Below are 11636 nucleotides of genomic sequence, written 5' to 3'. Positions count from 1 at the left end.
TGGCGGGCCCTGGCCGGTGACGGCGCCTCATCAACGCCGACAACTGAAGAGTAATCGTTCTCGTTTGTCTCGTCAACACAAATGCGAGCGTTTTTTATTTGCAGTGCGAGTCAGGTGCCCGCCAGTCGCAGCCACAGCGGCAGGGTCACCATGGCCAGCAGGGTCTGGCCGGTGATCAGCGCCGCCATCATCTCGGCGTCGCCGCCCAGCTGGCGGGCCAGGATATAGGCCGAGGTGGCGGTGGGCAGGGCGGCAAACAGCAGCACCACGTCGCGGCTCACCGAATCCAGTCCCAGCAGCAGCGCCAGCGCCAGGGCCAGGGCTGGCATCAGCCCCAGCTTCACCAGATGGCTGGCCCAGATGCCACGGTCGCGGCGCACCAGGGCCGCGGGGCGCAGCGCCACGCCTACCGCCACCAGGCCCAGGGGCAGGGCGGCACGCCCCAGCAGTTCCACCGTCGCCGCACTCCAGCCCGGCAGGCCGATGCCGCTGACGTTCAGGCCAATACCGACCAGGCAGGCCAGGATCAGCGGGTTGCGGCCCAGGGCGGCCAGGCTCTTGCCCAGGCTGCCGCTGCCCAGCGTTCCCGCGGCGATGAAGCTGGTCACGCAGAGCACGTTGACCACCGGGACCATCAGCGCCACTGCCACCGCGGCCACGGTGGCCCCCGGCGCGCCGTGCAGTGCCGCGGCGCCGGCCACCCCCACGTAGGTGTTGAAACGCAGTGCGCCCTGGAAGGCCGAGGTGAAGGCCGCGGGTTCCATGCCCATCCAGCCGCGCAGCGCCCACAGCAGGGCGGCGAACACTCCCATGGCGCCGAGCAGCGCCACCGCCACTCGGGTCACCGGTACCTGGCTGACGTCGGCGGTGGCCAGGGTCGAGACCAGCATGGCGGGGAACAGCAGGAAGTAGATCAGCCGCTCAAGCCGTGGCCAGAAGTCGCCCCCCGGCAGACGCAGCCAGTCCAGCACACAGCCCAGCAGGATCAGCAGGAACAGGGGCCCCAGGGCCCCCGCGATATCCGCCATGTCGGTCTCCTTGGTCTCGTTGCCTGCGACATCGCTCCGCAGTCTGCCACAGACGAATACTGATAAGCTTGCCGGCATAGCCTCTCACCGTGAGGATCATGTCCTCCATGCCCGACTCTTCCAGCCACGAAGCGACCATTCCCCGCCCGCCGCTGTTGCGCCTGCTGGTGCTGTTTACCCTGGGCACGGTGGCCGTGGCGTTATGGTTCCTGGCCAGTCACCTGCTGCGCGATGCGGGGCAGGTGCATTGGTACCCCGAGGCGCCCGGCTGCGAGCTGAGTGCCGGGCCCTGCCTGGCCGAGCTGGGCAACGAGCGCCGCCTGGCCCTCGACCTCGGCGTGCGTGGCGAGATCCGCGCCCTGCAGCGCCTGCCCCTGGAGGTCGCCCTTGATGGCGTGGATGCCGAACGCGTGGTGGTGGACTTCGTGGGCCGCGATATGGACATGGGGTTGCATCGCTACCCCCTGACCCTGGGTGACGATGGCCGCTACCACGGCGAGGGTCAGATCCCGATCTGCACCGATGCGGTGATGCCGTGGCGGGCGCGTGTCATCGTCGAGACGGCCGATGGTAAGCTGGGCAGCGGGTTCGATTTCGATGTGGAGAGAGACGCGCCATGAAACGCAAGGGAGTCTGGGCCGGTGTTGTCCTGATCGTGCTGCTGCTGGCGGTGGGTGGTGTCGGTTGGTACCAGCAGCAGCTGGCTTCCGGGGGCGATGGCGGCCCGGTCGGGGGGCCGGTGGAGCTCCCCTCGACCCAGGGGGAGTTCAGCCTCGAAAGCCTGGGCGACGACCAGCTGGCGGTACTCTTCTTCGGCTATACCTACTGCCCCGACGTCTGCCCGATGAGCCTGGCGGTGGTGCGTCAGGCGCTGGCCGAGCTCGAGCCCGCCCAGCGCCAGCGCGTGGTGCCGCTGATGGTCTCGGTGGATCCGGAGCGCGACAGCCTCGAGCGGCTGGAGGAGTATCTGGCCTTCTTCGGCGAGCGCTTCATCGGCGCCACCGGCAGCCAGGCCCAGCTCGAGGAGCTGGCCGAGCGCTACGGCGTGGTGTGGCGCAAGGTCGAGGCGCCGGATTCGGCCATGGGCTACACCATCGACCATAGCTCGTCGCTCTATCTGGTCGATCGTGAGGGGGAGATCCAGCGGCGGGTGCTCTACTCCCCCTCCCACCAGGGGCTGCTCGCGGCGCTGCGCGAGACGCTCTAGGTACCCCCTGGCCTTACTACCGGCGATCAGCGTGGCGAGGCGTCTTCCTGCAGGCGCTCCAGCATCGCCATCAGCGCGCGGGCCTGGGTGCCCTGGCGGCTGTCGTGTAGGGGGTCGAGCTGCCAGGTGCTCTCCGCATAGCCCCACCAGTCCCAGCACCCCTGGGGGTTGCCCAGGCGGGTCTCGGTCTGGGGATAGAGCACGATGCGCCGGTTCTCCGCCGCCCAGGCATTGAGCCCGGTGTGGCGCACGAAGGCCTCGTCGATCTGCTCGGCGGCCATGCTGCAGCCGTGCAGTGCCATGCTGACCGCACAGCCACCCGCCTCGCACCCCTCTGGTACGAACAGGTAGCCGGTATCGGCCAGTCCCTTGGCGTCGAAGTCGCCCTGATCGAAACGTAGCAGCTCACCGTCCAGCCCATCGCTGGCGGGTGGTGCCTGCTCGCCGTGGAGCCAGGCCAGGGCATCGCCGGCGATATCCAGATCGCAGGCCAGCAGGTGGGGGGCACCCCCCTCACGGCAGTCGGCAAGCTCGCCGGCGTCGGACGGGATCATCGCCGCATCCACGGGCCAACCGTGACCCGTTTCCGCGTCCTGGCGTAACTGCAGCTGTGACGGATCGCCGAGCCAGCCCTGGAACTGTTCGGCCAGCGCCGCGCCCAGGCGTGGCTCGACCACCGTATCGGCGTCGCCGTGCCAGACATAGACCCTGAGTGCCTCCAGCGCCTCGGCCTCGCCTACCAGTTCGCGCTTGCGGTAGTCGGCCAGGCGTTGCTCCAGCGCCTGCAGGTCTGGCATGCCGCGCCGGGTGGTCATGCACTGGCCCAGCGCCAGCCCCAGCGAGCCCTGGGCACACGACCAGGGGCCGGCGGCCAGCACGCCGAGTCCCGCGAAATGTTCGGGCCAGGCCACCGCCAGCTGGGTGGCCATATAGCCTCCCGATGAGACGCCGAGCACGCTGGCGCCCGCGCTGCTTGCGCCCAGCGCGGGGAGCCGTTGGGGTGGGGTATCGGCAGGCGGTGAGGTTTCGGCAAGCAGCGCAGTCGAGGGGAGTGCCGCGAGCAGCGCGGCGGCCACCCAGGCGCCTCGCTGCGACTTACTCATCGTCCTGGCTGTCGCCGGAGGAGGCTTCCGCGTCGTCGATACCGAGTAGCTCGACCTTGAAGGTCAGCGTCTCGTTGGGGCCGATGGGGCCCTGACCCTGGGCACCATAGGCCAGCTCGGCGGGGATCACGATCTCCCAGGTGTCACCTACGCTCATCAGCTGCAGGGCCTCCTGCCAGCCCTCGATCACCTGGTCGACACGGAAGCTGACCGGCTCGCCGCGCTCATAGGAGCTGTCGAAGACGGTGCCGTCGATCAGGGTACCCTCGTAGTGCACCTCGACGCTGTCCTGAGCGCCGGGGGTGGCGCCGTCACCGGATTCCAGTTCGCGGTACTGCAGGCCGGAGTCGGTGGTCTCGACGCCATCGCGTTCGGCGTTCTCGGCCAGGTAGGCCTCGCCCTCGGCGCGGTTGGCCTCGGCGGCGGCTTCGGCCTCCGCCTGGCGAGCGGCGGCGGCCTGCTGCTGGAAATTCATCAGCGCCTCGGCCATCTCCTCGTCGCTTAGCGCGAGATCGTTGCCGGCGAAGACGTCCTGGATCGCCTGGGTGAAGGCGTCGACATCGAGGTCCTCGACGTCCTGCTGGATGCTCTGGCCCAGGGTCACGCCCAGGCTGTAGCCGAGTTTCTCGTCGTCACTTTCCATGGCGCCGAATGCCAGGGGGGCGGCACCCAGCAGGGCGGCGAGAGAGGCGGTGGTCAGCAGTCGTTTCATGGAAGTCCCTTGTGGTTCCGGCGCCGTCGGGCGCCTGGGTGAATGCGAACCTTGGGACTCTAACAGGGCCGGCCCGGTTCCGCAGCAGCGCGAAACCGGGCCGGGGGAGTCGCAGAGGGATGGCAACATCGCTCAAGGCTTTTCCGGAGACAGGCCTGCGAGGGGGCGCTGTAAACCCGTCCCTGGGCGCTACCGATGCCATCCCTGGCATAGGACCCCCTCTACAACCTGTCCCCGGCGCCTTTCGCTACCGAGACCGGGCTAACTGCGATAGCCCCTGGCATGGGCCGGGGGGCGGGGTCAGACCACCAGGGTGGGGCAGTGGGCAGAGCCCGCCACACGCTGGGAGACGCTGCCCAGCAGCAGGCTCTTGTCGCCGTTGGTGCCCTGGGCGCCGATCACGATCAGGTCGCACTCGCGCTTGCGGGCGAAGCGCACGATGGTGCGCGAGGGACGCCCGCCCTTGACGAAGGCGCGCAGCTTGTCGGCCGGCACTCCCATCTCCATGGCCTGGTTCTTGGCGTGAACGGCGATCTCGGTGGCGTACTCCTTGAGGGCGTCGTCGGGTATCTCCAGCTTGTCGGGTCGCACCATGGAGAGCGATGCCTCGAGCAGGCTGTGGTGCTTGAACACGCACAGCAGGTAGAGCTCCGCGCCGGTCAGCAGCTGCAGCCCCACCCCCTTCTCGAGTGCCTTGAGCGCGCCCTTGGAGCCATCCACCGGGACCAGGATCCGATTGAACATGGTTCACTCTCCTTGGATCAGTTGAACGCCACGTCGCGCAGGAACAGGGCGATCTGCGGGAACATGATCAGCAGCGCCGCGGCCAGTATCAGCATGAAGATGAAGGGCGGCGTGCCCTTGATCACGTCCAGGTAGGGGCGCTTGAAGATCGCGATGGCGGTGAAGATGTCACAGCCGAAGGGTGGTGTGGCCGAGCCGATGGCGACCTGCAGGGTGATCAGGATACCCACCAGCACCGGGTCGAGGCCGGTATCGGCGATTGCCGGGGCGAAGATCGGCGTCAGCACCAGGATCACCACGATGGGGTCGACGAACATGCAGGCCACGAAGAAGGAGATGCAGATCGCGATCAGCACGCCGGTGGGACCGGCCTCGTTGATGCCCACGGCCTCCAGGATCGCCTGGGGAATCTGCGCGAAGGAGATGATCCAGGAGAAGCCGTTGCCCGCCGCTACCAGGATGAACACCACCGCGGTGATCAGTCCGGTGGACTTGGCGATGGCGTAGATGTGCTGCATCTTCAGCGAACGGAAGATGACGAACTCCAGGAAGACCGCGTAGAGCACGCAGGCCGCGGCGGCCTCGGTGGGGCTGAAGACGCCGCCGTAGATGCCGCCGACGATGATCACCGGGAAACCCAGCGGCCACAGCGCCTGGCGTACCGCGGTGAGGCGTTCACTCCAGTTCGCCCTGGCCTCGGTGGGGACGTCGCGGATCACGGCGTAGGCGATACAGTAGGCGGAGAACATGGCCAGGATCATCAGCCCCGGGCCGATGCCGGCGATGAAGAGCTCGGCGATGGAGGTCTCGGAGATGACCCCGTAGATGATCATGCCGATGCTCGGCGGGATCAGGAAGGCGATATCACTGGCGTTGATGATCAGCGCCAGGGTGAAGGAGTCGGAGTAGCCGGCCTTGAGCATCTTGGGGCGCAGGGGCGAGCCCACCGCCACCACGGTGGCCTGGGTGGAGCCCGAAACGGCGCCGAACAGGGTGCAGGAGGTGGCGGTGGAGACCGCCAGGCCGCCCTTTATATGGCCGATGAAGGACATCACCATGGCGATCAGGCGATCGGCCGACTGGCCGCGGGTCATGATGTCGGCGGCGAGGATGAACATCGGCACCGCGATCAGCGACGCGGGCCGGATGCCGGCCATCATCTGCTGGATCAGGGTATCCATCTGGCCGAGGCCGTTGAACATCATGTAGAAGCCGATCACCGCGGCGGTGATCAGCGGGATCATCATCGGAAAGCCCAGCAGCAGCAGGGCGATCATGGTGCAAACCATTATTGTGGTCATAGTGCGTTCCCCCGGGCGTAGCGCCCTGCGTCAGACTTCCGTTTCCGTGTCCTTGTAGCCGTCCACTACCCCGGTCGACAGGTAGACGTCTTTCGAGGTCATGTTCTTGATGGCGGTGAGCAGGTACTGGATGCCGGTGATCAAAAAGCCCAGTGGCGCCCAGACATAGATCAGCCAGATCGGAAAGCCCAGCGCCGGCAGCACCCGACCCTTGGACTGGAGGTCGAGGATATAGATGAGCGAGTAGTAGAGCAGGAAGAACATCACCAGCGAGGTGAACAGGGCGATGAAGATCATCAGGGCGCGGCGGCCACCCACCGGCAGTGCATCGTAGATGGCCGACATGCGGATATGCCGGCCGTGGCGCGCCGCATAGCCGATGCCGGCGAAGGTGATCATGATGATCAGGATGCGGTTGATCTCGCCGGTAAAGAAGATGCTGTCGCCGATCACGAAGCGGGCGATGACGTTGGCGATGGTGTTGATGGCCATCAGCAGCACGCCCATGGCCAGCAGCACCGCCTCCAGCTTGCTTATCAGGGTATCGATGACGCCCAGCGGGCCGGGCAGGCCCGAGCGATAGGCTTTTTCGGCTTCTTCATCTGTCATGGCTGCACTCCCTTCAGCATGCAGTGGATATGAGACGGTACTCGACTGTCAGGATACGGCCCGTGAGCCCCCTAGTGTGGTCTGAGGGTCAACGCTGGGTGCACGCAACGAACAAGGGGGTGACCCGATATGGGCCACCCCCTGTCATGGCGACGGGAAGTGAATTACTCCTCGTCGGAGGTGACGGCCTCGAGGTCGGCCTTGAACTGCTCGAGCAGCTCGGCGCCCTGGTCGCCGGCCATCTCGACGAACTTCTCCTCGACCTGCGGTGCCTGCTCCTTGAGCTTGGCGATCTGCTCGTCATCCAGGCGAGTGACGGTGCAGTCGTCGCAGGCTTCCGTGATCTTGTTGAGCGACTCCTCGGCCAGGCCCTGGATATGTTCGATGGTGTGGTCGTAGGCCGCCTCGGAGGCCTCGCGCACCAGTTCCTTGTCTTCGTCGGAGAGGCCCTCGAAGAAGTCCTGGTTGGCCATCATGGCGGTGGTGAACCAGCCGTGGCCGGTGAAGGTCAGGTGCGGGGAGACCTCGTAGAGGCCGCCGGACTCGATCCAGAAGATCGGGTTCTCCTGGCCGTCGAGGATGCCGGTCTGCAGGCCGCCGTAGACCTCGCCCCAGGGCAGCGGCGTGGGCGTCGCGCCGAAGGCGTTGTAGGTCTCGGAGAGCAGCGGGTTGGTCATCACGCGGATCTTCTTGTTCTGGAAGTCATCCACGGATTCGATGGGCTCGTCGGTGGTGATCACCATCTCGCCCTCGGGATACATCTTGAGCAGCTCCAGGCTCTGCTCGGAATAGAGCTCCGGGAACATCTCGTTGATGGCCTTGCTCTCGTCGAAGAACTCGAGCACCGTCTCCATGTCGGTGGGCAGCAGATAGGGGATGAAGAAGATCTGTGCCGACGGGATCAGCGAGCCGGTGAAGCCCGGCGACTGGTTGACGAACTGCAGGATGCCGTTCTGGGTCTGCTCCATGATGTCGTCGGATTCGCCCAGCTCACCGAAGCGGTAGATCTGCACGCTGTGATCGGAGTTCTCCTCGACATACTCCTTGAAGGCCACGGCGAAGACGTCCTGCACGTCGCCCTCGTACTCCTCGTGGGCATAGCGCCAGTTGTCCGCCATGGCGGCGGAGGTCATGCCGAACATCAGTGCGCCGATACCGGCGGTGGTCAACAGCTTGTGTGACTTCATTCTTGTGGTCCCTCTGCAGGTTTTGCCCCGGGGCGGCGCAAGCGCTCGCCACGCGACATCTGGTGAATTCACATTCACACGGCTGATTTTCAGGCTAGCGTGGCCCCCGGGGAGGGTCAAGGCGCATCACCAGGCTATTGAGCGTTGAAAGATGGGCTTTTTTCTTCAGTTGCAGGACATTCGAAAGAAGTTCCTGCGGCGCCGGGTCGCCTGCAGCGAGCGGGCGCAGCGGCCGGGTCATCGCCACGGCTTCCAGGCGTGCGAGCGTCTCGCGCTCGGCCTGCAGCTCGGCCCGCTTGAGGGTCTCGCGCAGCTGGGCCACGCCATGGTGCTCGGCGGCGTCGGCCTTGAGCTCGCGGCGCAGCCGGCGCAGCGGGGCGGTGACCTCGCGCTGCCAGCGGCGCACCTCGCCGAGGGTCGTCTCGCTGCCCGGCTCCGGGATGGCACCATGGTGAAGCAGCCAGCAGCGCCACAGCAGCTCGCAGACGTCGACGCCGGCCTCATCCTGCAGTTGCAGGCAGGCGGCCTCGACGCCCGGGCGTGCATAGAGCGCCAGGGCGAAGGGCCAGAGCGGCGACTCGGCGAGTCGGCACCGCAGGGTGGCCAGCATTTCGGTAGAATCGTTGGTCATGGTTTTTTCGTCGCCGCGTCGAGCGGCGGCCGCATCTTCGTGGAGCCCGCATGATCGCACTGCGCCAAGTTTCCCTGCAACGCGGCACCCAGGCCCTGCTGGAGGGCGCCGACCTTACCCTGCATGCTGGCCACAAGGCGGGCATCGTCGGCCCCAACGGGGCCGGCAAGTCGAGCCTGTTCAAGCTGCTGCTCGGCGAGCTGGCGCCGGATCGTGGCGAGGTCGAGATGAGTGGCGGCCAGCGCATCGCCCATATGGCCCAAGAGGTGGAGGCGCTGGACCGCTCGCTGCTCGATCACGTCCTCGACGGCCATGCCGAGCTGCGCCGGGCCGAGGCGGCCCTGGCGACCGCCAGGGAGGCGGGCGACGACCATCGCGAGGCGGAGCTGCACGGCGTCATCGAGGCGCTGGACGGCTACAGCGCCCCGGCCAGGGCCGCCCAGCTGCTGGTGGGCCTGGGCTTTTCACAGGCGGACCTCGACCGCCCCCTGGCGTCCTTCTCCGGGGGCTGGCGGATGCGTGTCAACCTGGCGCGCACCCTGTTCATGCCCTCCGACCTGCTGCTGCTCGACGAGCCCACCAACCACCTCGACCTCGATGCCCTGCTGTGGCTGGAGCAGTGGCTGACACGCTATCCCGGCACGCTGCTGCTGATCTCCCACGACCGTGACTTCCTGGATGCGGTATGCGACTGCATCGTGCACTTCGATCGCCGCTCGCTGGTGCTCTATCGCGGCAACTACACCACCTTCGAGCGCACCCGGGCCGAGAAGCTGGCCCTGCAGCAGGCCGAGGCCGCCAAGCAGCAGGCGCGACGCGAGGAGATCGAGCGCTTCGTGGCGCGCTTCCGAGCCAAGGCCACCAAGGCGCGGGCCGCCCAGAGCCGTCTGAAGATGCTCGAGCGCATGGGCGATATCGCCGTCGCCCACGCCGACTCGCCCTTTCACTTCACCCTGCCCGCCGCGGAGAAGACCTCCCACCCGCTGCTGGTGCTGGACGAGGCGCGGTTGGGCTATCGTGACGCTGCCGGCCATGAGGCGGTACAGCTCGACAATGTCAGGCTGACGCTGCTGCCCGGGCAGCGCATCGGCCTGCTGGGCCCCAACGGCGCCGGCAAGTCGACCCTGATCAAGTCGCTGATCGGTGAGCTGCCGCTGCTCGCCGGCAAGCGGGTGGCCGGCGAGCACCTCAAGGTCGGCTACTTCGCCCAGCACCAGCTCGAGGGGCTGGATCTCGCCTCCACCCCCTTCATGCATGTGCAGCGTCTCTCGCCCACCGCCAGCGACCAGGAGATCCGCAACTTCCTGGGCGGCTTCGGCTTCCCTGGCGACGATGTGTTCGGCGAGGTGGGGCGCTTCTCGGGGGGCGAGAAGGCACGCCTGGCGCTGGCCCTGGTAGCCTGGCAGAAGCCCAACCTGTTGCTGCTCGACGAGCCCACCAACCATCTGGATCTCGAGATGCGAGAGGCGCTGACCGAGGCCCTGGCGGGCTTCGAGGGCACGGTGATCATCGTCTCCCACGACCGCCACCTGCTGCGCGCCAGCGTGGACGAGTTCTGGCGGGTGGCCGACCATCGGGTGGAGCCCTTCGACGGCGACCTGGAGGACTATCGCCTGTGGCTCAAGGCGCGCCTGGAGGGCGAGCGGCGCGAGGCCCGCGGCGACAAGGAGGAACGCCAGGCCGAGGAGGGCGCGCCGAAGGAGGATCGCAAGGCGTCGCGTCGTGCCGCCGCCGAGCAGCGCGAGAAGCTGCGCCCGCTGAAGAAGCAGCGTGATCGCGTCGAGCAGGCCATGGACAAGGTCCAGTCACAACTCACCGAGGTGGAAGCGCTGCTGGGTGATGCCGGGCTCTACACCGACTCCGCCCGCAAGGAGGAGCTCACCACGACCCTGGCCCGCCAGGGCGAGCTCAAGTCGCGTCTCGACGACCTGGAGGCGGAGTGGCTATCCGCCGAGGAGGCCCTCGAAGCGATGCAGGCCGAATTGGGCGGCTAGCTTTCCAGCAGGAAGGTCACCGGCCCGTCGTTGACCAGCGCGACCTGCATGTCGGCGGCGAACTCGCCGCTGGCAACCTTGGGCCAGGCCGCCTCGGCGCGCGCCAGCAGCAGGTGGAAGAGGCGGTCGCCCTCGGCGGGCGGCGCGGCGCTGGAGAAGCTGGGCCGCAGCCCCTTGCGGGTATCCGCGGCCAGGGTGAACTGGGAGACCAGTAGCAGGCCGCCATCGACCTGCTGCAGGTTGAGGTTCATCTTGCCATCGGCATCGCTGAACACGCGGTAGTGCAGCAGCTTGTGCAGCAGGCGCTCCACGGTGGCCTCGTCGTCGCCCTTCTCTACCCCGACCAGGGCCAGCAGGCCGTGGTCGATGGCACCCACGGTACGTCCCTCAACCTCCACGCTGGCGCGGGTCACGCGCTGGATTAACGCCTTCATCCTGAGTCTCCCGACGATCTCAAACGCGCGCAGGGTAGCACGCGGCGAGGCTCAGCCGCGCCCCAGCAGGGCGTCACGGAAATCCTCCTTGAGCGGCGACACACCCAGCCAGATGGCGAAGAGCGCCTCGGCCAGGGCCGGGTCCCCGCCCCGGTAGAGCTCCTCGTCGTTCAGTGCCAGGCTGAGACCTTCGTCGCTCCAGGTCAGGGCGTAGCGGTCACCGGGTTCGACGCTGCGGTAGGCGCGGGTGAAGGCGTTGAGCCCCGCCAGCAGCTCGCGGTAGCCGGCCTCGCCGAGGTTCTCGCGGACCCGGTTGCGGGTGACGCCAGCGAAGTCGTCGGCCTCGATGGCGTGGAAGTACTCTAGCTCCAGGCGCCGCGGGATCTCGTCCAGGGGGGCGGGCGTCCGGCTCTCCGGCGCCTGGTAGTAGGCCCCGGCATAGGCGTCCCAGATCATGTAGCGGAACAGGCCGTGGCCGACCAGGTGGAAGGGCTGGCCGTCGACCTCGAGTTCGGTGGTGAAGCGGGCGCCGTTGACCTCCACGCGCTCGCTGGCCTGGGCGCTGGCCGAGGGGGCAAGCAGCAGGAGCGCCAGCAGGGAGATAAGGGGAAACAGGTGCATGGCAGTGCCTCCAGGGGAAGGGGATCTTCCTATGCAGACAATGCCATCATGTATAAGTTCTGTCT

The 11636-nt window shown here is 67.3% G+C and carries 13 protein-coding genes; 3 read left to right on the top strand and 10 right to left on the bottom strand.

What is annotated here, in order from left to right; genetic code table 11:
• Window positions 1-110: 110 nt before the first annotated feature.
• Window positions 111-1028, bottom strand: a complete 918-nt coding sequence (locus ACJ7IV_RS15775) for an AEC family transporter (protein ID WP_483865175.1) — start codon at window positions 1026-1028, stop codon at window positions 111-113.
• Between the two features lie 107 nt (window positions 1029-1135).
• Here ACJ7IV_RS15775 and ACJ7IV_RS15770 point away from each other — a divergent pair, with 107 nt between their 5' ends.
• A complete protein-coding gene (locus tag ACJ7IV_RS15770) occupies window positions 1136-1648 on the top strand; it encodes a hypothetical protein (protein WP_483865174.1) in 513 nt (170 codons plus the stop codon).
• On the top strand, window positions 1645-2235 hold the full coding sequence (locus ACJ7IV_RS15765; RefSeq protein ID WP_023004186.1) for an SCO family protein: 591 nt from the start codon (window positions 1645-1647) through the stop codon (window positions 2233-2235). The genes ACJ7IV_RS15770 and ACJ7IV_RS15765 overlap by 4 nt, the downstream gene beginning before the upstream one ends.
• Window positions 2236-2261: 26 nt before the next feature.
• On the opposite strand, the gene ACJ7IV_RS15760 is transcribed toward ACJ7IV_RS15765, so the two are convergent.
• The 7 genes from ACJ7IV_RS15760 to ACJ7IV_RS15730 all read right to left on the bottom strand — a co-directional run bounded on the left by ACJ7IV_RS15760 (window position 2262) and on the right by ACJ7IV_RS15730 (window position 8522).
• A complete protein-coding gene (locus ACJ7IV_RS15760) occupies window positions 2262-3338 on the bottom strand; it encodes a poly(3-hydroxybutyrate) depolymerase (protein ID WP_483865173.1) in 1077 nt (358 codons plus the stop codon).
• Window positions 3331-4050, bottom strand: a complete 720-nt coding sequence (gene bamJ, locus ACJ7IV_RS15755) for a BamJ family beta-barrel-assembly machinery protein (RefSeq protein WP_483865172.1) — start codon at window positions 4048-4050, stop codon at window positions 3331-3333. Before bamJ ends, ACJ7IV_RS15760 begins: the two co-directional genes overlap by 8 nt.
• A 300-nt stretch (window positions 4051-4350) precedes the next feature.
• On the bottom strand, window positions 4351-4794 hold the full coding sequence (locus tag ACJ7IV_RS15750; RefSeq protein WP_483865171.1) for a universal stress protein: 444 nt from the start codon (window positions 4792-4794) through the stop codon (window positions 4351-4353).
• A 17-nt stretch (window positions 4795-4811) separates the two neighbouring features.
• The gene (locus ACJ7IV_RS15745; RefSeq protein WP_483865170.1) at window positions 4812-6095 is read right to left on the bottom strand and encodes a TRAP transporter large permease; all 1284 of its coding nucleotides are present in this window, start codon (window positions 6093-6095) and stop codon (window positions 4812-4814) included.
• 30 nt (window positions 6096-6125) lie between these two features.
• Window positions 6126-6704: a TRAP transporter small permease gene (locus ACJ7IV_RS15740; protein WP_483865169.1), complete on the bottom strand. Its 579-nt coding sequence runs from the start codon at window positions 6702-6704 to the stop codon at window positions 6126-6128.
• A gap of 164 nt (window positions 6705-6868) precedes the next feature.
• Window positions 6869-7891, bottom strand: coding sequence for a TRAP transporter substrate-binding protein (locus ACJ7IV_RS15735; RefSeq protein ID WP_483865168.1), 1023 nt, complete (start codon window positions 7889-7891; stop codon window positions 6869-6871).
• A 94-nt stretch (window positions 7892-7985) separates the two neighbouring features.
• Window positions 7986-8522, bottom strand: a complete 537-nt coding sequence (locus ACJ7IV_RS15730) for a TIGR02444 family protein (RefSeq protein ID WP_483865167.1) — start codon at window positions 8520-8522, stop codon at window positions 7986-7988.
• Between the two features lie 50 nt (window positions 8523-8572).
• Between ACJ7IV_RS15730 and ACJ7IV_RS15725 the strand changes: the two genes are divergently transcribed.
• Window positions 8573-10516, top strand: coding sequence for an ATP-binding cassette domain-containing protein (locus tag ACJ7IV_RS15725; RefSeq protein ID WP_483865166.1), 1944 nt, complete (start codon window positions 8573-8575; stop codon window positions 10514-10516).
• On the opposite strand, the gene dtd is transcribed toward ACJ7IV_RS15725, so the two are convergent.
• The gene (dtd, locus tag ACJ7IV_RS15720; protein WP_483865165.1) at window positions 10513-10950 is read right to left on the bottom strand and encodes a D-aminoacyl-tRNA deacylase; all 438 of its coding nucleotides are present in this window, start codon (window positions 10948-10950) and stop codon (window positions 10513-10515) included. The two genes, ACJ7IV_RS15725 and dtd, sit on opposite strands and share 4 nt — an antisense overlap.
• 51 nt (window positions 10951-11001) lie before the next feature.
• Complete coding sequence (locus ACJ7IV_RS15715) at window positions 11002-11571, bottom strand: chalcone isomerase family protein (RefSeq protein ID WP_483865164.1); 570 nt, start codon at window positions 11569-11571, stop codon at window positions 11002-11004.
• Window positions 11572-11636 lie beyond the last annotated feature (65 nt).

This window comes from Halomonas sp. C10-5 (assembly GCF_057169305.1).
The sequence above is the reverse complement of the archived record's forward strand: the minus strand, read 5'-3'. Positions and strand labels throughout refer to the sequence as shown.